The following is a 25456-nucleotide window of genomic DNA, read 5'->3' as shown; positions in this document are numbered from 1 at the left end:
GAAACGCCCGGTTACATTTCGAACCCGGAAGCTAAGCCTTTCAGCGCCGATGGTACTGCAGGGGGGACCCTGTGGGAGAGTAGGACGCCGCCGAACAATTCTTCAGCTCCGGTCCCTGAACCTTCGTGGTTCAGGGACCGGAGCTTTTTTGTTCTGATTTTCGGGTGGTGGGCGTAACTCGACGTTCACTTCGTCTGAGCAGGATCCGCTGCATGGGGACAGTGGAGACTCTCAGGTCAGCCGGTGTGCGTTCTGGTGACGAGGTCGTGGTGCCGGCGTACGGCAACGCCGAAGTGTCCCGTGCCGTGGTGGAGTTGGGCGCGGTGCCGGTGTTCGCCGATGTCGATGCCGACAGTTACTGCCTGGATCCGGCCGCGGTCGCGGATGTGGTGTCCGCCCGGACCGCCGCGGTGGTGGCGGTGCACCGGTTCGGGCGGCAGGCGGACGTCGGCTGGATCCGTGAAGTGGGGCAGCGGCACGGGCTGTTGGTGCTGGTGGAGGACGAGCCCGGGGCGGACCCGCAGGACGCCGAGCTGCGGCGGACGCACGCGGCCTACCTGGACGGCAGGCTGAACGGGGTCTGGACGCCGAAGCCGACCGCCGGGCACACGTACGAGCAGTACGTGGTGCGCGTCCCGGGGAACGGGCGGCCGGACCGGGACGCCTTCGCACGGACGCTGCGCGGCAAGGGAGTTGCCTGCCGGGTGCCTGTACTGGCGCCGGTCTACCGGATGCCGGGGCTGCGGCGGGATGTGTTCCTGCCGGAGACCGAGCGGGCGGTGGACGAAACGCTGGCGCTGCCCGTGCACGCGGGGATGTCGCGGCGGGAGCTCCAGAAGATGGTCAGTGCGTGCAATGCGCTGGGCGGATTGCTGCAGCCGGCCCTTTAGCCCGTGGGTGAGGTCCGGTTAGAAGTCGCCGCGGAGTTGGGGTAATATTCTTTCTGTTGCCGCGCCCCAATAGCTCAGTCGGCAGAGCGTCTCCATGGTAAGGAGAAGGTCTACGGTTCGATTCCGTATTGGGGCTCAGAAGACGAAGGCCCCCGCCAATTCGGCGGGGGCCTTCGTCGTATTCGGGCGCGGGGTGGGCCAGTTGTGCGCGGCGGCGGTGTACCGGGGGAGCGGGCCACAGGGTTTGTGGTTGCCGCTGCCCCGGTGTGGTGGTCAGCCGGCCTGCGGCTCGGGGACGCGCATGGCGAGGATGGCCATGTCGTCGGAGGCCGGTTCGGCGGCGAAGCGTTCCACGGCGCGGAGCACGCGCGCCGCGACCGCGCCGGCCGTCAGGCCCGTACACGTCGTCAGCACGTCGGTGAGGCCGTCGTCGCCGAGCATGCGGGTGCCCTCGCGGCGCTCGGTGACGCCGTCGGTGACGCAGAGCAGGACGTCGCCGGGGTCGAGGGTGACGGTCTGCTCGTAGAGTTCGAGGTCGTCCATGACGCCGAGGAGCGGCTGGGGTTCGGCGGCGGGCTCGACGGTGCCGTCCTGGCGCAGACGCAGCGGCAGGGGGTGTCCCGCGCAGACGACCTTGAGGACGGCACTGCCGTCGTCTTGCGGCCACAGCTCGCCGTAGAGGAGCGTCAGGAAGCGGCTGCGGGCGCCCTCGTCGAGGATGGCGGCGTTGAGCCGCTCCAGGACGGCGGGGCCGCCGAAGCCCTCGCGGGCGAGGAGGCGGAGGGCGTGGCGGGCCAGGCCGGTGACGGCGGCGGCTTCCGGGCCGGTACCGCAGACGTCGCCGATGGCGAAGCCGTACGCGCCGTCGCGGATGGGGAAGAGGTCGTAGAAGTCGCCGCCGACCTCGTTGCCCTCGCCGGCCGCGCGGTAGATGACCTCGACCTCGACACCGGCGATGTCGGGCAGCTCCGGGGGGAGCAGGCTGCGCTGGAGGGACTGGCTGATGGCCGTGCGCTCGGAGTAGAGACGGGCGTTGTCGAGTGCGAGGGCGGCGCGTCGGGAGAGGTCCTCGGCGAGTTCGAGGATCTCCTGGCGGAAGTGCTCCTCGGCGGGCTTGCCGAGGGTGAGCATGCCGATGACGCGGTTGCGGGCGACGAGGGGGAGAACCACGGTCTCGCCGCCGACGGCGGAGGCGGTGGCGAGGGAGGCGCCGGGGCCCGTGGAGGGGCGGGCGGCGTTGCCGAGTCCCAGGCTGCGCATGGAGGTGCGCAGGGCGGCGTCGTGGGCGGCGTCGCTGGGCGCGGTCCAGACGCGGGCGCCGGGGGTGGGGACCGGCTCGGGCGGGTCCACCTTCAGCAGGAGGGTCTTGAGGCCGTCGATGCGGTCCTCGTCCTCGTGCAGGACGTAGGAGAGCTCGGGGGCGGACGCCTGGTCGGCGACGGTGTAGACGGCGCACCACGTGGCGAGCGTGGGGACGGTCATCTGGGCCATCAGGGCCAGGGTCTGGTCGCGGTCGAGGGTGCCGGCCAGCAGGTCGGACGCCTCGACGAGGAAGGACAGCGAGCCCCGTCGGAGCTTCTCCAGCTCGGTCAGGCGGGCGCGTTCGACGGCCAGGGCGATCCGGTCGGCGGCGAACTGGAGGCGCAGCGCCTCCTCGTTCGTGTAGCGGCCGGCTCCTTCCGCGGCGACGCCGAGGGAGCCGGTCAGCCGTCCCTCGACCTTCAGCGGGACGGTGACGACCGAGCGCATGCCCGTGCCGCTGAGGAGAGGCACGGCGCCGGGGACGGCGGTGAGGTCTTCGTGGACGGCGGGCATCCGGGCGGAGCCGTAGCGTCCGGAACCGGCTTCCACGGGGACGCGGGCGAAGCGCTGGCGGGCGGAGGGCAGGCCCGTCGAGGCGCGTACCTCCAGCTCGGTCTCGTCGTCGGTGGCCAGCAGGAGGTAGGCGGCGTCGCCGTCGAGCATGTCGCGGGCGCGCTCGACCGTGCGCTGGAGCAGCCCGTCGAGATCGTCGGGGGCCGGCGAGCCGATGAAGACCTCGAACGGGTCGGAGGGCCGGCCCTCGGACGCGGCCTGTGTGGCGGCGTCCGGCGCGGGGGTGCGCTGGGGGCTCTGCAGGATGGCGCGTTCGTGGTCGCGCACCAGGAGGCAGACCGTGGAAGCCTCGCCGTCGGCGTCGCGGACGCGGAGGTGGGAGGCGTAGACGGGGACGACCCGGCCGTCGGCGCCCCTTATGCCGTAGGAGCCTTCCCAGCGGGAGAGCTGGAGGGCCTCGGCGATGCCGGTGCCGGTGCCGGGGGTGTGCGGCCAGGCGGCGAAGTCGGTGAGGGGTTTGCCGATGACCTGCTCGGGGTCGTAGTCGAAGAGGTCCTGGGCGTCGTCGTTCCAGAAGCTGATGCAGCCGCCGCGGTCGATCTGGATCACCGCGACGCGGACCCGGGCGTCGGTCACCGGGAGGGCGTCGACGGGGAGGGCGGGGCCGGCGGAGCGGGTGCCGGCGGGGCGCTCGGGGAGGTCGAGCTGGAACCACACGTGCTTCTGGGCGGCGGTGTACTCGACGCCCCAGCGGGTGGCCAGCGCGCCGCACAGCAGCAGCCCGCGGCCGCCCTCGCGGTCCGGGTGGACGACGACCTGGCCGGCGTTCTGGAGCGGGATCTCACGTTCGGGGTAGCGGTCGGCGACGGAGATCCGCACGCCTTCGTCACTGCGCTGACACAGCACGTCCGCGGCGGTGCCGGCGTGCACCACGGCGTTGGTGACCAGCTCGCTGGTCAGGACGACCGCGTCATCGACGATGTCGGCGCAGCCCCAGCCCTGGAGGGTGTCGCGGACGAACGCGCGGGCGGTGGCGACCGAGCGCCCCACCGGTTCGAATGTTGCGGCGGCCCGCGCGGTGATCACTGGTCTCCTCATGCGTGTGTCGGTGATCTGCTCCCCCATGGTCGCGGCGCCCCTCCGAATACCTGTCGTGCTCGTACCACTGCCGCCCGTGTTCGCGACGGGGCGGGTGGACAGCCGTATGCCAGGTTACTTACCTTCGCCGCGGCCGAGGATGCCGGTCACGTGTGTTTCCGCCCCAATCGTGACGGGGACGGTGTGCGATGCTGCCGAACTGTTATGGCCTGGTTGGGCCATGGTGAAACACTGGGCAAGTATCAAGAGAAAGCCCGGGTAGAACGGTCGACCCTTGCGGGAGGGACACGGTGGAGTCTGGCGCAGCGGCGCGGGGCGCAAGCACGCGCGCGAAAGGCGGACGATCCCGGAACAACGGGACGACCGAAGTGGATACGGCTGCGCTGAATCGGCTGTTGGTCGCTCTGGTCGCCATGCGGGACGGGAACTTCCGCAAGCGGCTCACGGTTTCCGGCGACGGCGTCATGTCGGAGATCGCGGCGGTCTTCAACGAGGTTGCGGACCGCAATTTGCATCTGACCGGCGAGCTGGCGCGGGTGCGCCGGGTGGTCGGGCGTGAGGGAAAACTCACGGAACGGCTGGAGGTCGGCGCCGCCGAGGGCTCCTGGGCCGCGGCCATCGACGCCTCGAACGCGCTGGTCGACGACCTCGTACGGCCGGTGTCCGAAGTCGGACGGGTGCTCTCGGCGGTCTCCGAGGGTGACCTGGAACAGCGGATGGACCTGCGGTCGCGCAGCTCGGACAGCTCGTCGGAGCATCCGCTGCGCGGGGAGTTCCTCAAGGTCGGGCGTACGGTCAACGGGCTGGTGGACCAGCTCTCGGCGTTCACCGACGAGGTCACCAGAGTGGCCAGCGAGGTCGGTACGGAGGGCAAGCTCGGCGGTCAGGCGCGGGTGCGCGGAATGTCGGGTTCGTGGAAGGACCTGACGGAATCCGTCAACACCATGGCGTCCCGGCTGACGGCTCAGGTCCGCGACATCGCCCTGGTCACCACCGCGGTCGCCAAGGGTGATCTGTCGCGCAAGGTGACCGTGCATGTCGCCGGCGAGATGCTGGAGCTGAAGAACACCGTCAACACGATGGTGGACCAGCTGTCTTCCTTCGCCTCCGAGGTGACGCGCGTCGCTCGCGAGGTCGGTACGGAGGGTGAGCTCGGCGGTCAGGCGCAGGTCCCGGGCGTCGCGGGCGTGTGGAAGGACCTGACCGATTCGGTCAACCTCATGGCCGGCAACCTGACCGCGCAGGTGCGGGGGATCGCCCAGGTCACCACGGCGGTCGCGAACGGCGACCTGTCGCAGAAGGTGACGGTCAGCGCACGCGGCGAGGTCGCGCAGCTCGCCGACACCATCAACACCATGACCGAGACGCTGCGGACCTTCGCGGACGAAGTGACGCGGGTGGCGAACGAGGTCGGGGCCGAGGGACAGCTCGGCGGCCAGGCGCAGGTGCCGGGCGCGGCCGGTACGTGGAAGGACCTCACCGACTCGGTGAACAACGCCTTCCGCAACCTGACCGGGCAGGTGCGGGACATCGCCCAGGTGACGACGGCGGTTGCCAACGGTGACCTGTCGCAGAAGGTCACCGTCGATGTCGCCGGTGAAATGCTGGAGTTGAAGAACACCGTCAACACGATGGTGGACCAGCTCTCCTCGTTCGGTGCCGAAGTGACCCGGGTGGCACGGGAGATCGGCGTCGAGGGTGAGCTGGGCGGCCAGGCGGCGGTGCCCGGGGCCGCGGGGACGTGGAAGGACCTGACGGACTCCGTCAACACCGCGTTCCGGAACCTGACCGGGCAGGTCCGCAACATCGCGCAGGTGACGACGGCGGTCGCGAACGGCGACCTGTCGCAGAAGGTCACCGTCGACGTCTCCGGCGAGATGCTCCAGCTGAAGAACACCGTGAACACCATGGTGGACCAGCTGTCCTCGTTCGCCGACCAGGTCACGCGGATGGCCAGGGACGTGGGCACGGAGGGCCGGCTGGGCGGTCAGGCCCGGGTGGACGGCGTCAGCGGCACCTGGAAGGAGCTGACCGACTCCGTCAACTTCATGGCGGGGAACCTCACCTCTCAGGTGCGGCAGATCGCGCAGGTGACCACGGCGGTGGCGCGCGGCGACCTGTCGCAGAAGATCGACGTGGACGCGCGCGGCGAGATCCTGGAGCTGAAGAGCACCATCAACACGATGGTCGACCAGCTCTCCGCGTTCGCCGAGCAGGTGACCCGGGTCGCCCGGGAGGTCGGTACGGACGGCCGGCTGGGCGGCCAGGCGCAGGTGCCGGGCGTCGCGGGCGTCTGGCGCGATCTGACCGATTCGGTGAACGGCATGGCCGGGAACCTGACGGCCCAGGTGCGCAACATCGCCCAGGTCGCCACAGCGGTGGCGCGCGGCGACCTGTCGCAGAAGATCGATGTGGACGCCCGGGGCGAGATCCTGGAGCTCAAGAACACCCTGAACACCATGGTCGACCAGCTCTCGTCCTTCGCGGAGCAGGTCACCCGGGTCGCCCGGGAGGTGGGCACCGAGGGCATCCTGGGCGGCCAGGCCGAGGTGCAGGGCGTCAGCGGTACGTGGAAGGACCTCACCCAGTCCGTCAACTTCATGGCGAACAACCTGACGTCGCAGGTGCGGAACATCGGCGAGGTGACGACCGCGGTGGCGCGCGGTGACCTGTCGAAGAAGATCACCGTCGACGCCAAGGGCGAGATCCTCGAACTGGTCACCACCGTCAACACGATGGTCGACCAGCTGTCGCTGTTCGCCGAGCAGGTGACGCGGGTCGCCCGCGAGGTCGGTACGGAAGGCCAACTGGGCGGCCAGGCACGGGTTCCGGGCGTCACCGGCATCTGGAAGGACCTCAGCGACAACGTCAACCTGATGGCCAACAACCTGACCATCCAGGTGCGCAACATCTCCCAGGTCTCGGCGGCGGTCGCCAACGGAGACCTCACGAAGAAGGTGACGGTCGAGGCGCGCGGCGAGGTCGCACAGCTCGCCGACACGGTCAACACGATGGTCACCACGCTGTCGTCGTTCGCCGACGAGGTCACGCGAGTGGCCCGCGAGGTGGGCACCGACGGCATCCTGGGCGGTCAGGCCCGCGTCCCCGGCGTCGCCGGTACGTGGAAGGACCTCACGGAGTCGGTGAACTCCATGGCCAACAACCTCACCGGCCAGGTCCGCAACATCGCCATGGTCACCACCGCCATCGCCAAGGGTGATCTCACCAAGAAGATCGACATCGACGCGCGCGGCGAGATCCTCGCGCTGAAGACCACCATCAACACCATGGTCGACCAGCTGTCGTCGTTCGCCGAGCAGGTCACCAGGGTGGCCCGCGAGGTGGGTACGGAAGGCCAGCTGGGCGGTCAGGCGCAGGTGCGGGGCGTGGCCGGCACCTGGCGGGACCTGACCGAGTCGGTGAACGAGATGGCCGGCAACCTGACCCGTCAGGTGCGCGCCATCGCCGCGGTCGCCGCGGCGGTCACCCTCGGCGATCACAACGTCCGGATCGACGTGGACGCGGCCGGCGAGATCCTGGAGCTCCAGGACAACGTCAACACCATGATCTCCACGCTCCGCGAGACCACCCTCGCCAACGAGGAACAGGACTGGCTGAAGGGCAACTTGGCCCGGATCTCCGGTCTGATGCAGGGCCGGCGCGACCTCAAGGACGTCGCCACGCTCATCATGAGCGAGCTGTCGCCGGCGGTCTCCGCGCAGCACGGCGCGTTCTTCCTCGCGGCCCAGCCCGACAGCCAGGAGATCGGCGCGGACGGCGGCGAGCCGGGCGCGTACGAGCTGCGGCTGATGGGCTCGTACGGCTACTCCATGGGCGCGATGCCGACGACGTTCAAGCCGGGCGAGACGCTGATCGGCACGGCGGCGGAGGAGGGCCGCACGATCCTGGTGGAGAACGTGCCCTCCGGCTACCTCAAGATCGCATCCGGGCTGGGCGAGGCGCCGCCGGCGAACGTCATCGTGCTGCCGGTGCTCTTCGAGGACAAGGTGCTCGGCGTGATCGAGCTGGCGTCCTTCCAGCCGTTCACCCAGATCCAGAAGGACTTCCTCAGCCAGATCGCCGAGATGATCGCGACCAGCGTCAACACCATCTCGGTCAACACCAAGACCGAGGTGCTGCTCAAGCAGTCGCAGGAGCTGACCGAGCAGCTGCGTGAGCGTTCCGCGGAGCTGGAGAGCAGGCAGCGGGCGCTGGAGCTGTCCAACACGGAGCTGGAGGAGAAGGCCGAGCAGCTGCGGGCGCAGAACCGCGACATCGAGGTGAAGAACACCGAGATCGAGGAGGCGCGGCAGGTCCTGGAGGAGCGCGCCGAGCAGCTCGCGGTCTCGATGCGCTACAAGTCGGAGTTCCTGGCGAACATGTCGCACGAGCTGCGCACGCCGCTGAACTCGCTGCTGATTCTGGCCAAGTTGCTGGCGGACAACGCCGAGGGGAACCTCTCCCCGAAGCAGGTCGAGTTCGCCGAGACGATCCACGGGGCGGGCAGCGACCTGCTCCAGCTGATCAACGACATCCTGGACCTGTCGAAGGTCGAGGCCGGCAAGATGGACGTCAGCCCGACGCGGATCGCGCTGGTCCAGCTCGTCGACTACGTGGAGGCCACGTTCCGGCCGCTGACCGCGGAGAAGGGTCTCGACTTCTCCGTACGGGTCTCACCGGAGCTGCCCGCCACGCTGCACACCGACGAGCAGCGGCTGCTCCAGGTGCTGCGCAACCTGCTGTCCAACGCCGTGAAGTTCACCGACACCGGCGCCGTGGAGCTGGTCATCCGGCCGGCCGGCGCGGACGTCCCGGTGGCCATCCGTGAGCAGCTGCTGGAGCACGGCTCGCTGCGCGACCCGGACGCCGACATGATCGCCTTCTCGGTGACCGACACGGGTATCGGCATCGCGTCCAGCAAGATGCGGGTCATCTTCGAGGCGTTCAAGCAGGCGGACGGGACCACCAGCCGCAAGTACGGCGGTACGGGCCTGGGCCTGTCCATCAGCCGGGAGATCGCCCGGCTGCTGGGCGGTGAGATCCACGCCCAGAGCGAGCCCAACCGCGGCTCCACCTTCACGCTCTACCTGCCGCACAACCCCGGCGGGCTGCCCCCGCAGGGCTACCCGCAGCTGGTGGCCGGCGGGCTGGCGATGGACGCGGAGGCGCGTGAGACGGAGGCCGTACGGCTGGAGATCGAAGAGGCGCAGGGCCGGGACACCGGTGGCAGCCTCAGCCGGCGTCGCCGTCGCGCGGTGGCCGGTTCCCAGCGCCGCTTCGCGCTCCCGGGCCAGCCGGCGGCGGCACCCCAGCCGCAACAGCCGCAGCCGCAACCCCAGCCGCAGCCTCAGCAGCCGGCTCAGCCGCCCGCGCCCCCGCAGTCGGCCGAGGAGCCCTGGCTGGGCACCGGCCAGGACCTGGTGGCGGACCCGAGCTTCGGCGGCGGCTTCCACGGCGAGAAGGTGCTGATCGTCGACGACGACATCCGCAACGTCTTCGCGCTCACCAGCGTCCTGGAGCAGCACGGCCTGTCGGTGCTGTACGCCGAGAACGGCCGGGAGGGCATCGAGGTGCTCGAACAGCACGACGACATCGTGCTGGTGCTGATGGACATCATGATGCCGGAGATGGACGGTTACGCGACCACCGCCGCGATCCGTCGGATGCCGCAGTTCGCCGGGCTGCCGATCATCGCGCTCACCGCGAAGGCGATGAAGGGCGACCGGGAGAAGAGCATCGACGCGGGAGCCTCCGACTACGTGACCAAGCCGGTGGATACCGATCATCTGTTGTCGGTCATGGAGCAATGGATGCGAGCCGAGTGACGGGACGACAGTATGGGAGCCGAAAGAGGATCACCGCGTGCTGACTGAGTGTTGCCGCGGACGTGTGGAAGTGCAGGATCCGGGGAACCTTCTCGTCTCTGTCTGCGTTTCTGCTACGTGCGCAGTGACATCGCGGTGACAGGGTGTGGCGACAGGCGGGGTGCAGCTACCATGACCGGCACAAGGACGGGCGGCGTTACGGAGTCGTCCCCTGGGGCGGCGTCCGGTTCGATGCCGGGGCGAGGAGGACGGGCCATGGTGCAGAAGGCCAAGATCCTCCTGGTCGATGACCGGCCGGAGAATCTGCTGGCGCTGGAGGCGATCCTCTCCGCGCTCGATCAGACACTGGTGCGGGCATCGTCCGGGGAGGAAGCGCTCAAAGCACTGCTCACGGACGATTTCGCGGTGATTCTGCTCGATGTGCAGATGCCGGGTATGGACGGTTTCGAGACCGCCGCGCACATCAAGCGGCGGGAGCGCACCCGCGACATCCCGATCATCTTCCTCACGGCCATCAACCACGGCCCGCACCACACCTTCCGCGGGTACGCGGCCGGCGCGGTGGACTACATCTCCAAGCCGTTCGACCCGTGGGTGCTGCGCGCGAAGGTCTCGGTCTTCGTCGAGCTGTACATGAAGAACTGCCAACTGCGGGAGCAGGCTTCGCTGCTGCGGCTCCAGCTGGAGGGCGGCCGGCCGAGCGCCGACGAGGCGAAGGAGTCCGCGGGGCTGCTCGCCGAGCTCTCCGCGCGACTGGCCGCCGTCGAGGAGCAGGCCGAGGCGCTCTCCAAACAGCTGGACGAGTCGGCGGACGCGGCCGCGGTGGCGACCGCGGCCCATCTGGAGCGCAAGCTGACCGGCCTGCGCCGGGCTCTGGACGCCCTGGAGCCGGGGACGGCGGGGAACACCGGCGGGGTCCCCGCGAGCTGACTGACGCCCCCTCATGAGACGGGCGTGCGACACGTTTGGGTGAAGGGCCGTGCGCTCGTGTCATGCCCGCGTTCGCCTGTAATCTCGTCGCCATGGCCTCACGTACGTCCGGCAAGGGAACCCAGAGCACGGCGGGCCCCTCGAAGCAGCGCGCCGGACGGTCCGGGGGCGCGGCCAAGAAGACCGCTGCGAAGAAGGCGCCCGCGAAGCCACCGGTCAAGAAGACGGCGGCGAAGCGGGCCCCGGCCAAGAAGGTGGCCGCCAAGAAGGCCGCGCCGCGACCGGCACCGTCCCCGACCGGCGGCGTCTACCGCCTCGCCCGCGCCTGCTGGCTGGGTCTCGCCCACGCCATCGGCGCGATGTTCCGCGGGATGGGCCAGGGCGCGAAGAACCTCGACCCGGCGCACCGCAAGGACGGGCTGGCGCTGGGGCTGCTCGGGCTGGCGCTGGTCATCGCCGCCGGTACCTGGTCCAACCTCTCCGGGCCGGTCGGTGACCTCGTCGAGCTCCTGGTGACCGGCGCGTTCGGGCGGCTGGACCTGGTCGTACCGATACTGCTGGGCGGCATCGCGCTGCGGCTCATCCGGCATCCCGAGAAGCCGGAGGCCAACGGCCGGATCGTCATCGGGCTCTCCGCGCTGGTGATCGGCATCCTCGGGCAGGTCGCGATGGCTTGCGGCTCGCCGGGCCGGGGCGACGGACTCGCCGCCATACAGGACGCCGGCGGCTATGTCGGGTGGGTCGCCTCCAAGCCGCTGATCTTCACCGTCGGCATGACCCTGGCGGTGGCGCTGCTGGCGCTGCTCACCCTGTTCGGCCTGCTGGTGGTCACCGCGACACCGGTGAACGCCATTCCGCAGCGGCTGCGGGCGCTCGGCGTCCGGCTCGGCGTGCTGCACCCCCTGGAACCCGAGGCGGACTTCGACGAGGTCGAGGAGTACGCCGAGGAGTGGCGCGAGCAGCCGGCGCGCAAGCCCCGGCGCAGCGCCGCGGCGGCGCCCGCGGCGAACGACCCGGACGCCATAGAAGAGGCGGCGCTGGCCAAGCGGCGGCGTCCGCGCCGGGCCGACCGGCCTGCCGCGGACCGGCCGATGGACGCGGTGGACGTCGCCGCCGCGGCCGCCGCCGCGCTGGACGGCGCGGTGCTGCACGGCGTCCAGCCCTCTCCGCTCGTCGCGGGACTGAGCAGCAGCGTCTCCGGCGAGCGCCGGGACCAGGACCAGGAGGACGACGCCACGCACTCCGGGACGGTCCCGCCGGCCCGCGGTGCCGAGCCCGAGCCGCCGAAGGGGGAGCGAACCCCGGCCGTACCGGACTTCACCAAGGCGCCGCCCGAGCCGTCCGGCGAGCTGCCGGCGCGTGCCGAGCAGCTTCAGCTGTCCGGTGACATCACCTACTCGCTGCCCTCGCTGGACCTGCTCGCGCGGGGCGGCCCCGGCAAGACCCGCAGCGCCGCGAACGACGCCATAGTGACCGCGCTGACCACGGTCTTCCAGGAATTCAAGGTCGACGCCGCGGTCACCGGCTTCACCCGCGGCCCGACGGTGACCCGCTACGAGGTCGAGCTGGGCCCGGCCGTCAAGGTCGAGAAGATCACCGCGCTGGCGAAGAACATCGCCTACGCCGTGGCCAGCCCCGACGTCCGCATCATCAGCCCGATCCCCGGCAAGTCGGCGGTCGGCATCGAGATCCCCAACACCGACCGCGAGATGGTCAACCTCGGCGACGTGCTGCGGCTGGCGGACGCGGCGGGTGACGAGCATCCGATGCTGGTGGCGCTGGGCAAGGACGTCGAGGGCGGCTACGTCATGGCCAACATGACGAAGATGCCGCACGTGCTCGTCGCCGGCGCCACCGGATCCGGCAAGTCGTCCTGCATCAATTGCCTGATCACCTCGGTCATGGTGCGGGCCACGCCGGAGGACGTCCGGATGGTGCTGGTCGACCCCAAGCGGGTCGAGCTGACCGCGTACGAGGGCATCCCGCACCTGATCACGCCGATCATCACCAATCCCAAGCGGGCCGCCGAGGCGCTGCAGTGGGTGGTGCGCGAGATGGACCTGCGCTACGACGACCTCGCGGCCTACGGCTTCCGGCACATCGACGATTTCAACGCCGCGGTCCGCAGCGGCAAGGTCAGCTCGCCCGAGGGCAGCGAGCGGGAGCTGGCGCCCTACCCGTATCTGCTGGTGATCGTGGACGAGCTGGCGGACCTGATGATGGTGGCGCCGCGCGACGTGGAGGACTCCATCGTCCGGATCACCCAGCTCGCCCGGGCGGCCGGTATCCACCTGGTGCTCGCCACCCAGCGGCCCTCCGTCGACGTCGTCACGGGCCTGATCAAGGCCAATGTGCCCTCCCGGCTCGCGTTCGCCACCTCGTCGCTGGCCGACAGCCGGGTCATCCTCGACCAGCCGGGCGCCGAGAAGCTGATCGGCAAGGGCGACGGGCTGTTCCTGCCGATGGGCGCCAACAAGCCGGTCCGTATGCAGGGCGCCTTCGTGACGGAGGCCGAGGTGGCGGCCGTCGTCCAGCACTGCAAGGACCAGATGGCGCCGGTCTTCCGCGACGACGTCACGGTCGGCACGGCGAAGAAGAAGGAGATCGACGAGGACATCGGCGATGACCTCGATCTGCTGTGTCAGGCCGCTGAGCTGGTGGTTTCCACCCAGTTCGGGTCGACCTCGATGCTCCAGCGCAAGCTGCGGGTGGGGTTCGCCAAGGCCGGGCGGCTGATGGATCTGATGGAGTCACGCAACATCGTCGGGCCGAGCGAGGGTTCCAAGGCACGTGACGTTCTGGTGAAGCCTGATGAATTGGACGGAGTCCTGGCGGTGATCCGGGGGCAGGCTAGCGAGTAGCACGCACATCCGGGTCACCCGTACGAGAGAAGAAAGCAACCGTTTCTCCTGCCGAAACGTCAAGTTGAGGGAGGCGAGGGAACGATGCCGCAACATCAACCCGCTTGGCACCCCGCGGGCGTTCCGATGGCGTACAAACAGCGCTCTCCCGCTTGCCCGACCCTTTCGCTCCACCCCTAGACTGAACTTCCAGCAGGTGGCTACACGCTCGAAAGGCGCCCCCGTGTCCATCGGCAACTCCCCCGAAGCAGACCGGCCTTCCGTCGGTCGTGCCATTCAGCAGGCCCGTATCGGAGCGGGACTGACCGTCGAAGAGGTCAGTACGACGACGCGGGTGCGCATTCCCATCGTTCAGGCGATCGAGCAGGACGACTTCTCGCGCTGCGGCGGCGACGTCTACGCCCGCGGACACATCAGAACGCTCGCCCGCGCCGTCTCCCTCGACCCCCGCCCGCTGATCGACCAGTTCGACGCCGAGCACGGCGGGCGGCCGACCCCGACCGAGCTCGCCGCCCCGATCTTCGAGGCCGAGCGGATCCGCTCCGAGCCGCGCCGCCCGAACTGGACGGCCGCCATGATCGCCGCGATCGTCGCGGTGGTGGGCTTCGCCGGCTTCACGCTCTTCACCGGCGGGGACAAGAGCAACAACGGTCCCATCGCGGCCGGCGACGCCCATGCCAAGGCGCCGGCCCCCACCCGCCACCCCTCGACGATCAAGCCGCCGCTTCCCGAGCCGTCCGACAGCGCGGTCGCCGGCCTGCCCAAGGACAAGGTGACGATCAAGGTCACCGCCCGCGACGGGCAGAGCTGGGTCTCGGCCAAGGACGCCAACGGCAAGCTGCTGGAGGACAGCCTGCTGAAGAAGGGCGAGTCCAAGACGATCACGGACAAGAAGCGGATCGACCTGGTCCTCGGCAACGCCCCGGCCGTACAGCTGTACGTCAACGGCAAGGAAGTCAAGCAGATCGGCGAGAAGGGCCCGGTGGAGCGGCTCAGCTACACGCCGGGAGACCCGCAGGCGGGCTGAGCGCCGCCGCTTCGGAGGGAGTCCGCCGCCCGGCCCGGGACGCCCGGTGCGGGCGGCGGAGACCTGCGCGCCGAGGGTGTCTCCGGGACGAAGTAGGCTGAGCCCCATGCCCGAACGCCGCACTGTCGCCCTTGTCACCCTTGGCTGCGCCCGTAACGAGGTGGACTCGGAGGAGCTCGCAGGCCGCCTGGCGGCGGACGGCTGGGAGCTGGTCGAGGAAGCCGCCGATGCCGATGTCGCCGTCGTCAACACCTGCGGCTTCGTCGAGGCCGCCAAGAAGGACTCCGTCGATGCCCTGCTGGAAGCCAACGATCTGAAGGCCGCGGCTCGTGAGGGGGGCGGCAGAACCCAGGCCGTGGTGGCCGTCGGCTGCATGGCCGAGCGCTACGGCAAGGAGCTCGCCGAGGCGCTGCCCGAGGCCGACGGCGTGCTCGGCTTCGACGACTACAGCGACATCTCCGATCGGCTGCAGACCATCCTGAGCGGCGGCATCCACGCGGCGCACACCCCGCGCGACCGCCGCAAGCTGCTGCCGATCAGCCCGGCCGAGCGCCAGGCCGCCGAGGTCGCACTGCCCGGCCACGCCCAGGACACCCCGCCCGAGGACCTGCCGGAGGGCATCGCGCCCGCCTCCGGCCCGCGCGCGCCGCTGCGCCGCCGGCTCGACTCCAGCCCGGTGGCCTCGGTGAAGCTGGCCTCCGGCTGCGACCGGCGCTGCTCGTTCTGCGCCATCCCGTCCTTCCGGGGCTCCTTCATCTCCCGCCGCCCCTCCGACGTGCTCGGGGAGACCCGCTGGCTGGCGGAGCAGGGCGTCAAGGAGATCATGCTGGTCTCCGAGAACAACACCTCCTACGGCAAGGACCTCGGCGACATCCGCCTGCTGGAGACGCTGCTGCCGGAGCTGGCCGCCGTCGACGGCATCGAGCGGATCCGCGTCAGCTACCTCCAGCCGGCCGAGATGCGACCGGGTCTGATCGATGTGCTGACCGGTACCGACAAGGTCGCGCCGTACTTCGACCTGTCCTTCCAGCACTCGGCGCCCGGTGTGCTGCGTTCCATGCGGCGCTTCGGCGGCACCGACAGCTTCCTGGAGCTGCTGGAGACGATCCGGACGAAGGCGCCGCAGGCCGGCGCCCGCTCCAACTTCATCGTCGGCTTCCCCGGGGAGAGCGAGAGCGACCTGGCGGAGCTGGAGCGCTTCATCACCGCGGCCCGGCTCGATGCCATCGGCGTCTTCGGCTACTCCGACGAGGACGGCACCGAGGCCGCCTCGTACGAGGACAAGGTCGACCCGGACGAGGTCGCCGAGCGGCTGGCCCGGGTGTCGCGGCTGGCCGAGGAGCTGACCGCGCAGCGCGCCGAGGAGCGGGTCGGGGAGACCGTGCGGGTGCTGGTCGACCGGATCGACGACGAGGACGGCATCGTCGGGCGGGCCGCGCACCAGGCACCGGAGACGGACGGCGTCACCCTGCTCTCGACCGACCAGGAGCTTTCGCCCGGTCGTATGGTCGAAGCAAAGGTCGTGTCGAGCGAGGGTGTGGACCTCGTGGCCGAGGTGCTGTCGGTGGACGGCGCGGAGTGTACCGAGGAGGCGGGCAGATGACCGGAGTCCCGGCTTCCGCAGCTGGTGGCCCGCGCACGGCGCCGGCCGTCCGGCAGGCCGGGCTGTGGAACATCGCCAACATCCTGACGATGCTGCGGCTGGTGCTGGTCCCGGCCTTCGTCGTGCTGCTGATGCACGACAACGGGACCGACCCGGTCTGGCGCGTCTTCGCCTGGGCGGCCTTCGCCGTCGCCATGATCACCGACATCTTCGACGGGCATCTGGCGCGCACGTACAACCTGGTCACCGACTTCGGCAAGATCGCCGACCCGATCGCGGACAAGGCGATCATGGGCGCCGCGCTGGTCTGCCTGTCGGTGCTGGGTGATCTGCCCTGGTGGGTGACGGGCGTGATCCTCTTCCGTGAGCTCGGCATCACGCTGATGCGGTTCTGGGTGATCAAGCACGGGGTCATTCCGGCCAGTCGTGGGGGCAAGATCAAGACATTGGCGCAGGGCACCGCGGTCGGGATGTACGTCCTGGTACTGACCGGTCCGCTGGCGACCTTCCGCTGGTGGGTGATGGCGGTGGCCGTGCTGCTGACTGTCGCCACCGGCCTGGACTACGTCCGCCAGGCCGTGGTGCTGCGCCGGGCCGGTCTGGCCAGGGAGCGCGCGGAGCGGGCCGGGCAGGCGGCGGAACCGACCGAACGGGACGCCGGCCGGTGAGCGCGCCGGGTTCTGTGGCCGCCGGGGCGCTGGAGCTGCTCGCCGGGCGCGGGCAGAGCCTGGCGGTGGCCGAGTCCCTGACCGGTGGCCTGGTGGCGGGCGCGCTGACCGCCGTCCCCGGGGCCTCGCGGGTGCTGCGCGGCTCGGTCACGGCGTACGCCACCGATCTCAAGCGGGAGCTGCTGGGTGTCGACGGCGCCCTGCTGGCCGCGCACGGAGCGGTGGACGCCGAGGTCGCGCGACAGATGGCGGAGGGTGTCCGGCGGGTGCTGGGCGCCGACTGGGGCATCGCCACGACCGGGGTGGCCGGCCCCGAGCCGCAGGACGGGCAGCCCGTGGGCACCGTCTTCGTGGCGGTGCGCGGCCCGGGCGGCGCCGGAGAGGTGCGCCGGCTGGCGCTGGCCGGGGATCGCGACCGGATCCGCCGCGACACCATCGACGCGGTGCTCGCACTGTTGTTGAGCGAACTGACAGAAAATGCGCGGGCACAGGATACGGAACAACACGGGGGGAATGGATGTTTGCAGCCATGAGTGAACACGTACTCGCTCCCGGCACGGCCGCGGCCCGAGGCGGTACGGTGGGGCGAGAAGGATCCGGATCCGAGGTCCGAGGAGGGAGCCAGCGATGATTCTGCTTCGTCGCCTGCTGGGTGACGTGCTGCGCCGACAGCGTCAGCGCCAGGGCCGAACCCTGCGCGAGGTCTCTTCCTCCGCCCGGGTATCGCTCGGCTATTTGTCCGAGGTCGAGAGGGGCCAGAAGGAAGCGTCCTCCGAGCTGCTCTCGGCGATCTGTGACGCGTTGGACGTGCGCATGTCCGAGCTCATGCGGGAGGTCAGCGACGAGCTGGCGCTCGCGGAGCTGGCAGCGTCCGCGGCCGCGAGCGACCCGGTGCCGGCACCGGTGCGGCCGAAGCTCAATTCGGTGTCCGTCACGTCCCTGGCCGGTGTGCCGGAGGAGCGCGTGACCATCAAGTCCCCGGCCGACGTCGTGGATGTCGTCGCGGCCTGACACCCCTGTTCGTACGCATCGAGCCCCGGTGGGCAGCAGCCCGCCGGGGCTCTGTGCTGCCCGGCCCCTGAGCGGCGGCGTGGTGCGGGGGGAGTGCTCGGCCGGTCCGCGGCCGCCCAGAACAGACGATTCATTTGTACGATGGCGAAATCGGACAAATCCCCCGATCGGCATCGATCGATCGCCCCTTGCCCGTCCGAGCACTCGCCCGAACAGGAGTCACCGGATGTCTGTCGTCAAGAGCACGCTGTCCGACGAGGACCGCAGCGTTGTCGGGAACGCGCTGCAAGGAGCCCTCGTCGACCTCATCGATCTCTCGCTGGTCGCCAAGCAGGTGCACTGGAACGTCATCGGCCCCCGCTTCCGCTCCGTACACCTCCAGCTGGACGAGGTGGTGGCCAGCGCCCGCACGCACACCGACACGGTGGCCGAGCGGGCGTCCGCGATCGGCGTGTCCCCGGACGGCCGGGCCGGCACCGTTGCCAAGACCAGCGGGATCACCGAGGTGCAGGACGGCTGGATCAAGGACGGTGAGGTGGTGCGGGCGATGGTGAGTGCGCTGGGCGCGGTCATCGGCCGGATGCGCGAGCGGATCATCGCCACCGACAAGCCCGACCCGGTCAGCCAGGACATCCTCATCGGCCTCACCGCCGACCTGGAGAAGCACCACTGGATGTTCCAGGCGGAGGCCCATCACTGACCGGAGCTCGTGGTGGCGCCCGCGCGCCGGAAGTACGCCGGTGCGCCCTCCCCGCCGACGGCGGGCCCGTCTAGCGTCGGCCGGAGGAGGCATCCATGGCGTGGCGTGGAGCGGCGGCCCGCGGGCCGGACCGGCCCCCGGCCTGTGAGCCGGGCGGCCGGCGTCCGCGGGCCGTGCCGGGCCGCTGGATATCCGCCGTCCTCGTCGGAGGGGTGTGGTGGTGGGCCGCGGTCCGGCTGGTGGTGTGGCCGCAGTCGGCGGGTGTGGTCGAGGGGGCCGTGGTGGTGGGCGGCTGGGGGCTCAGTCTGCTGCCGGTGCACTGCGTGCCGTGCACGGGGCGGAGCGACGGTGTCTGGCGGCGCGTGGCCGTCCGGGGGGTGCGGGGGGTACGGCGGGTCCGCGGGGCGCTCACCAGGGCATGGCGACGCCGCCGTTCGGGCGCAGGATCTGGCCCGTCGTGAACGACGAGGCGTCCGAGGCCAGGTGGAGCACGGCGTGTGCGATGTCCTCCGGCTCTCCCACCCGCCCCAGCGGTGACCTCCGGATCATCAGCCGCTCCGCCTGCTGGCGCGCCTCGGCGGAGTGCCGCTCGGTCATCGCCGTACGCACCCAGCCTGGGGCGACGGCGTTGACGCGGATGCCGTGCCGTCCGGCCTCCGTGGCCAGGGTCCGGGTGAGCTGGACGACGGCGGCCTTGGTGACGCCGTAGCAGAGCAGGCCGGGGGCGCCGGTGTCGATCGCGCCGGAGGCCATGGTCACGATGGAACCGCCGCTCCCGGCGGCGATCATGGCGCGGGCGGCCTCCTGGCAGCCGTACAGCACGCCCTTGAAGTTGGTGTTCCAGACCCGGTCCAGGTCCGCGTCCTCGGTCTCCAGTACGGGGGAGGAGTGCATGATCCCGGCGATGTTCGCCATCACGTCGAGGCGGCCGGAGCCACGGCGGGCCGTTTCGACGACGGCGGCGACCTGATCGCGCCGGGTGACGTCGAGGGGATGGGCGAACGCGGTGCCGCCGGAGGCGGTGAGCGCCGCGGCGGTCGCCTCGGCGCCCGTGGCGTCCAGGTCGGCGCAGTGGACGGTGGCGCCGGCCGCCGCGAGGAGGGCGGCAGTGGCGCGGCCGATCCCTCCCCCACTGCCTGAAGGGCGTGGGAGGTGCCCCCAGCCGCGCCGGTGACGAGCGCGGTGCGGCCCGTGAGGTCGTACGCCGTGACAGGCGGCATGGCGCCAGGGCAGGGAGGGATCTGACGGGGCGTCAATAAGTGGGCGGCCGGTCTCCGGGCGTGGGCCGGCCCGGCTGGCAGGCCGGGCACCAGTAGGTGACCCGTTCCTCCGCGGTGGGGTCCTGGTCGGCGGCGCACACCGTCGTACCGCAGCGCAGGCAGGGGCGGCCGGCCCGGCCGTAGACCCACAGCCGGCGGTCGGGGCGGGCGCTGGGCGTGGTGGTACGGGCGGGGCGCCGCTTGTTGGCCTCCAGCAGCTTCTTGGCGAGCGCGGGCGCCCGCGCCGGTTCCGGGAGCTCCCCCAGGGGGAGCCAGGGGGAGGCGCGCAGCAGGAAGCACAGCTCGGACTTGAAGACGTTGCCGATCCCGGCGAGATTGCGCTGGTCGAGGAGGGCCTCGCCGAGGGGCCGGGCGGGGTCGGCGAGCAGCCGGCGCAGCGCCTCCTCGGGGTCCCAGTCGGGGCCGAGGAGGTCGGGCCCGAGGTGGCCGACCACCCGGGGCTCGTCGTCGGTGCGCAGCAGGTCGAGGACGGGCAGGCGGTAGCCGACCGCGGTGTGCCCGGCGGTGCCGAGGACCGCCCTGATCTGGTGGGCCGGGCCGCCGCGCCAGCGCTCGTCGGGGCGGTAGATCTTCCAGGCGCCGTCCATCCGCAGGTGGGAGTGGAGGGTCAGGCCACCCTCGAAGCGGGTGAGGAGGTGCTTGCCCCGGGAGGTCACCTCCAGCACGCCGCGGCCGACGAGATCCACCGTCGCGAGCCGCGGCACCCGCAGATCGCAGCGGGTCAGCGGGTGGCCGGCCAGCGCTTCGTTGAGCCGCTGGGCCAAGCGCCAGACGGTGTCACCTTCGGGCATGCCACCATCATGCCGGGAGCCGGGAGCCGGGAGCCGGGAGCCGGGAGCCGGGAGCCGGGAGCCGGGAGCCGGGAGCCGGGAGCCGCGCGCGGGGCGAGCTAGGGGGCCGGCGAGGGTTAGCCGCGCAGGCGCAGCCCCCGGGGGGTCGGGTGGAAGCCGGCGGACTCCAGGGTGGCGGCGAAGGGGGACGTCAGGGCGGCTGTGCCGTTGATGCGCTCGGTGGTGATGGTGCCGAGAGCACCGGCGCGGGCGGCATCGGTGAGGGCCTCGACGGCCAGCTGGACGCGGGGGTCGGTGGGCGCCTGATCATGGCCGAGGGGCCAGACGAGCAGGGTCTTGCCGCCGCGCTCCATGTAGAGCGTCAGCTCGCCGTCCACCAGGACGACCAGGGAGCCGGCCTTGCGGCCCGGCTTGTGGGTCGAGCCCTCGGGCGGGTCGGGCCAGGACAGGGCGGCACCGTAGGCGTTGGCCGGGTCGGCGGCGGCCAGCACGACCGCGCGCTGCGGACCGCCGCGCCGCGCCTGCCCCGGGTCGCCGTCCGGCCGGGCGTCGCCGGCGGTGCGCTCCCGTTGGGTGCTGACCGCGCGCAGCCGGTCCACCGCACCGTCCATGGCGAACTGGGCGGCGCCCAGCCCCTCGACGACATAGCCGCGGCGGGCCTGCCCGGACTCCTCGAACGCCGCGAGCACCCGGTACGCGGCGGAGAACCCGCCCTCGACGCCCTCGGCGGACACCGCGCCGCGGGTGACGATGCCGTGCCGGTCGAGGAGGGCGCGGGCCAGGGCATGGGCGCGGTGCGTGGCGTCGGTTTCGGGGTGCGGCAGCAGCGCCCAGCGACCGCCGACGGTCGGCGGGCCGGAGCGGGAGGCGGTCGGGCGGCCGCCACGTCCCGCGGCCCCCAGTGAGCCTCCGCCGAACTCCGGCCGGGGGTGCGCCCATCTGCCGCGCGGGACCGCACGCCGGGCGCGGTGCGCGGTCGAGCCCGCCGTACGGCCCGAGCCGAGGAGGGCGCGCAGCGGGGCGAGGGTGTCGTTGGTCAGTCGCCCCGACCAGGCCAGGTCCCACAGCGCGTCGGCCAGTTGGACGTCGGTGGCCTCGGGGTGGGTGGTGGCGCGGACCTGGTCGGCGAGCTGGCGGAAGAACAGGCCGTACCCGGGGGAGAGCGCGGCCAGCAGCGATTCGTGCAGGGCGGACAGTTCCAGCGGGAGCGGTGGGGGGAGCAGCAGCGGGGCGGTGTCGGCGAGGTGCAGGGAGAGCCAGCCGTCCTTGCCGGGGAGGGCGCCCGCGCCGGCCCACAACACCTCGCCGGTGGCGGTCAGTTCGTCCAGCAGGGCGGGGGTGTAGCCGCCGACGCGGGACGGCAGCACCAGCTTCTCCAGCGCGGAGGCCGGCACCGGCGCGCCCTGCAACTGCTCGATGGCGCGCACCAGTCCGTCGATACCGCGCAGGCTGTGCGAGGCCCCGCCGAGCGGCGCCGGTGTCCCGCTCACGGTTGCCGGACGCGGCGGGCCGACGTGCTGCCACTGGGGGAGGAAGGCGGCGAGCGAGGCCGGCGGCACCGGCTCCAGCTCCTCGCGCAGCGCGGCCAGCGAACGCCGCCGCAGCCTGCGCAGCACCTGGGCGTCGCACCACTCCTGGCCGATGCCCGCGGGGTGGAACTCGCCCTGGACGACCCGGCCGGCCGCCGCGAGGCGGTGCAGCGCGCCGTCCGTGACGGCCGTGCCGAGGCCGAAGCGGGCGGCCGCCTGCTCGGAGGTGAACGGACCGTGCGTACGGGCATACCGGGACAGCAGGTCACCCAGCGGATCCTTGACCGGCTCCGTGAAGGACTCCGGGACGCCCACCGGCAGCGCCGTGCCCAGCGCGTCGCGGAGCCGGCCGGCGTCCTCGATCGCGGCCCAGTGCTCGGCGCCGGCGATCCGCACCGCAATGGCGCGGCGGGCGGCGGCCAGCTCCCCGGCCCAGGCCGGATCCGCGCCGCGCTCGACCAGCTCGGCGTCGGTCAGCGGTCCCAGCAGCCGCAGGACGTCCGCGACGCCCTCGACGTCCTTGACCCGCCGGTCGTCCGTGCGCCACTGGAGCTCGCGCTCCAGCTCCGCGAGCACCTCGGCGTCCAGCAGCTCGCGCAGCTCCGCCTGGCCCAGCAGCTCGGCGAGCAGCCGGGAATCCAGGGACAGTGCGGCCGCGCGGCGCTCGGCGAGCGGGGAGTCGCCCTCGTAGAGGAACTGGGCGACGTAGCCGAACAGCAGGGAGCGTGCGAACGGCGACGGTTCGGGGGTGGTTACCTCCACCAGGCGCACCCGGCGGGCCGCGATGTCGCCCATCAGCTCCGTCAGGCCCGGTACGTCGAAGACGTCCTGGAGGCACTCGCGGACGGCCTCCAGCACGATCGGGAAGGAGCCGAACTCACTGGCCACCTGGAGGAGCTGGGCGGCGCGCTGCCGCTGCTGCCACAGCGGTGTGCGCTTGCCGGGGTTGCGCCGCGGCAGCAGCAGGGCGCGTGCCGCGCACTCCCGGAACCGGGAGGCGAACAGCGCGGACCCGCCCACCTGGTCCGTGACGATCTGGTCGATCTCGCCCTGGTCGAAGGCCACATCGGCGGCCCCCACGGGGGACTGCTCGGGGTCGTACTCCGTGCCGCGGGCGGCGAGGCCCGGGTCGGTGGACGGGTCGAACCCGCCGTCCCCGTCCAGCAGATCGAGCCCCATGAGGTCGGCGTCCGGCAGCCGCAGCACGATGCCGTCGTCGGCGTGCATCACCTGGGCGTCCATGCCGTAGCGCTCGGCGAGCCGGGCACCGAGGGCCAGTGCCCAGGGGGCGTGGACCTGCGCCCCGAAGGGGGAGTGGATGACCACCCGCCAGTCGCCCAGCTCGTCGCGGAACCGCTCGACGACGATCGTGCGGTCGTCGGGGACGTGGCCGCAGGACTGCTTCTGCTCGGCGAGGTAGCTCAGGACGTTGGACACCGCCCAGTCGTCCAGCCCGGCGGCGGCCAGCCGGGCCCCGGCGTCCTCGGGGGCCAGCGAGCCGATCTCGCGGAGGAACGCGCCCAGCGCACGGCCCAGTTCGAGGGGGCGGCCGAGCTGGTCGCCCTTCCAGAAGGGCAGCCGGCCCGGTACCCCGGGGGCGGGCGTGACCAGGACCCGGTCACGGGTGATGTCCTCGATGCGCCAGGACGTCGTGCCGAGCGTGAAGACATCGCCGACGCGGGACTCGTAGACCATCTCCTCGTCGAGCTCGCCCACCCGGCGGCCGCCGCCCCTGCCGTCGCCGCCCGCCAGGAACACCCCGAACAGGCCGCGGTCGGGGATCGTGCCCCCGGAGGTGACGGCCAGCCGCTGCGCCCCAGGGCGGCCCGTGACGGTCTGCGCGACGCGGTCCCACACCAGGCGCGGCCGCAGCTCGGCGAAGGCGTCCGACGGATAGCGGCCGGCGAGCATGTCCAGCACGGCCGTGTACGCCGACTCGGGGAGCGCGGCGAACGGAGCGGCCCGCCGCACGACGGTCAGCAGTTCCTCCACGTCCCAGGTGTCCATCGCGGTCATGGCGACGAGCTGCTGGGCGAGGACGTCCAGCGGATTGGCGGGCACCCGCAGCGCCTCGATGGCGCCCGAGCGCATCCGCTCGGTGACCACGGCCGCCTGCACCAGATCCCCGCGGTACTTGGGGAAGACGATGCCCGTCGAGACCGCGCCGACCTGATGCCCGGCCCGGCCCACCCGCTGCAGACCGGAGGCGACCGACGGGGGCGACTCCACCTGGACGACCAGATCCACCGCGCCCATGTCGATGCCCAGCTCCAGACTGGAGGTGGCGACCACCGCCGGCAGCCGGCCCGCCTTCAGGTCCTCCTCGACCTGGGCGCGCTGCTCCTTGGACACCGAGCCGTGGTGCGCACGGGCCAGCAGTGGCGGCGCCCCCTTGGCGGCACCGGCCTCGGCCATCAGCTCCGCGGGGGAGTGGTGCTCGGGCAGGGCCTCACCCGTCGCCCGCTCGTAGGCGATTTCGTTGAGACGGTTGCACAACCGCTCCGCCAACCGGCGGGAGTTGGCGAAGACGATCGTGGAGCGATGGGCCTGCACGAGATCGGCGATCCGCTCCTCGACCTGGGGCCAGATGGACGGCTTCTCGCCGCCCTCGCCCTCCTGGGTCGGTGCGCCGCCCAGCTCGCCCATGTCCTCCACCGGGACGACCACCGAGAGGTCGAAGCGCTTCCCCGACGGCGGCTGCACGATCTCCACCCGGCGCCGCGGCGACAGATAGCGGGCCACCTCCTCCACCGGGCGCACCGTCGCCGACAGCCCGATCCGGCGCGCCGGGCGGTCCAGCAGCTCGTCGAGCCGTTCCAGGGACAGCGCCAGATGGGCCCCGCGCTTCGTGCCGGCGACGGCATGAACCTCGTCCAGGATCACCGTCTCGACGCCGGCCAGCGCCTCCCGGGCCGACGACGTCAGCATCAGGAACAGCGACTCGGGGGTCGTGATGAGGATGTCCGGCGGGCGGTTGGCGATCGCCCGGCGCTCGGCGGGCGGGGTGTCGCCGGAACGGATGCCGACCGTGATCTCCGGCTCCGGCAGCCCCCGACGGACCGCCTCCTGGCGGATGCCCGTCAGCGGACTGCGCAGATTGCGTTCCACATCGACGGCCAGCGCCTTCAGCGGTGAGACGTACAGCACACGGCAGCGCTTCTTCGGCTCCGCGGGCGGCGGAGTGCTCGCCAGCGCGTCCAGCGACGCGAGGAACGCGGCGAGGGTCTTCCCGGAGCCCGTCGGCGCCACCACCAGGACGTCCGAACCCGCCCCGATCGCCTGCCAGGCGCCCTCCTGCGCCGCGGTGGGCGCGCTGAACGCCCCGGCGAACCATCCGCGGGTCGCGGGGGAGAACGAGTCGAGCGCTGCCTTGGCCATGTTCCCCATCGTGCACCGGACCACTGACAACGCGGCCCCGCGCGGCCCGC

Annotated in this window: 13 protein-coding genes, 1 tRNA gene, 1 rRNA gene and 1 pseudogene; 12 read left to right on the top strand and 4 right to left on the bottom strand. The window is 71.7% G+C overall.

Annotated elements, in window-relative coordinates:
• The 3 genes from rrf to OO62_RS12540 all read left to right on the top strand — a co-directional run.
• Positions 1-96: ribosomal RNA gene (gene rrf, locus OO62_RS36940) — 5S ribosomal RNA — on the top strand; the annotation flags it as partial.
• Positions 97-212: 116 nt separating this feature from the next.
• Entirely contained in the window at positions 213-890 is a 678-nt protein-coding gene (locus OO62_RS12545; protein WP_033267417.1) for a DegT/DnrJ/EryC1/StrS family aminotransferase, read from the top strand.
• 63 nt (positions 891-953) lie between these two features.
• Positions 954-1026: transfer RNA gene (locus tag OO62_RS12540), tRNA-Thr, on the top strand.
• 137 nt (positions 1027-1163) lie between these two features.
• On the opposite strand, the gene OO62_RS12535 is transcribed toward OO62_RS12540, so the two are convergent.
• Positions 1164-3830, bottom strand: coding sequence for a SpoIIE family protein phosphatase (locus OO62_RS12535; RefSeq protein WP_051733046.1), 2667 nt, complete (start codon positions 3828-3830; stop codon positions 1164-1166).
• A 263-nt stretch (positions 3831-4093) separates the two neighbouring features.
• Here OO62_RS12535 and OO62_RS12530 point away from each other — a divergent pair, with 263 nt between their 5' ends.
• The 9 genes from OO62_RS12530 (at position 4094) to OO62_RS12490 (ending at position 18428) form a co-directional block, all read left to right on the top strand.
• Positions 4094-9628 carry a HAMP domain-containing protein gene (locus OO62_RS12530; RefSeq protein WP_078617136.1) on the top strand — a complete coding sequence of 1845 codons (5535 nt, stop codon included), beginning with the start codon at positions 4094-4096 and terminating at the stop codon, positions 9626-9628.
• A 255-nt stretch (positions 9629-9883) separates the two neighbouring features.
• Entirely contained in the window at positions 9884-10558 is a 675-nt protein-coding gene (locus tag OO62_RS12525) for a response regulator (RefSeq protein WP_033267414.1), read from the top strand.
• A 92-nt stretch (positions 10559-10650) separates the two neighbouring features.
• Entirely contained in the window at positions 10651-13419 is a 2769-nt protein-coding gene (locus OO62_RS12520; protein ID WP_206738432.1) for a DNA translocase FtsK, read from the top strand.
• Positions 13420-13642: 223 nt separating this feature from the next.
• Positions 13643-14446 carry a helix-turn-helix domain-containing protein gene (locus OO62_RS12515; protein ID WP_033267412.1) on the top strand — a complete coding sequence of 268 codons (804 nt, stop codon included), beginning with the start codon at positions 13643-13645 and terminating at the stop codon, positions 14444-14446.
• Positions 14447-14552: 106 nt separating this feature from the next.
• On the top strand, positions 14553-16049 hold the full coding sequence (gene rimO / locus OO62_RS12510; protein ID WP_033267411.1) for a 30S ribosomal protein S12 methylthiotransferase RimO: 1497 nt from the start codon (positions 14553-14555) through the stop codon (positions 16047-16049).
• Complete coding sequence (gene pgsA, locus OO62_RS12505; RefSeq protein ID WP_033267410.1) at positions 16046-16717, top strand: CDP-diacylglycerol--glycerol-3-phosphate 3-phosphatidyltransferase; 672 nt, start codon at positions 16046-16048, stop codon at positions 16715-16717. Before rimO ends, pgsA begins: the two co-directional genes overlap by 4 nt.
• On the top strand, positions 16714-17250 hold the full coding sequence (locus tag OO62_RS12500) for a CinA family protein (protein WP_033267409.1): 537 nt from the start codon (positions 16714-16716) through the stop codon (positions 17248-17250). The genes pgsA and OO62_RS12500 overlap by 4 nt, the downstream gene beginning before the upstream one ends.
• Positions 17251-17344: 94 nt before the next feature.
• Positions 17345-17728 carry a helix-turn-helix domain-containing protein gene (locus OO62_RS12495; protein ID WP_033267408.1) on the top strand — a complete coding sequence of 128 codons (384 nt, stop codon included), beginning with the start codon at positions 17345-17347 and terminating at the stop codon, positions 17726-17728.
• A 226-nt stretch (positions 17729-17954) separates the two neighbouring features.
• A complete protein-coding gene (locus tag OO62_RS12490; protein WP_033267407.1) occupies positions 17955-18428 on the top strand; it encodes a Dps family protein in 474 nt (157 codons plus the stop codon).
• A gap of 408 nt (positions 18429-18836) precedes the next feature.
• Here OO62_RS12490 and OO62_RS36435 read toward each other — a convergent pair.
• From OO62_RS36435 to OO62_RS12475, 3 genes and pseudogenes are all read right to left on the bottom strand, one after another.
• Positions 18837-19648 (bottom strand): annotated as a pseudogene (locus OO62_RS36435) (SDR family NAD(P)-dependent oxidoreductase).
• Positions 19649-19680: 32 nt separating this feature from the next.
• Positions 19681-20499, bottom strand: a complete 819-nt coding sequence (locus tag OO62_RS12480) for an Fpg/Nei family DNA glycosylase (RefSeq protein WP_033267406.1) — start codon at positions 20497-20499, stop codon at positions 19681-19683.
• Between the two features lie 116 nt (positions 20500-20615).
• Positions 20616-25406: an Lhr family helicase gene (locus OO62_RS12475; protein WP_033267405.1), complete on the bottom strand. Its 4791-nt coding sequence runs from the start codon at positions 25404-25406 to the stop codon at positions 20616-20618.
• Between the last annotated feature and the right edge of the window lie 50 nt (positions 25407-25456).

The organism is Streptomyces lydicus, assembly GCF_000717345.1.
Taxonomy (GTDB): domain Bacteria; phylum Actinomycetota; class Actinomycetes; order Streptomycetales; family Streptomycetaceae; genus Streptomyces; species Streptomyces lydicus.
The sequence above is the reverse complement of the archived record's forward strand: the minus strand, read 5'-3'. Positions and strand labels throughout refer to the sequence as shown.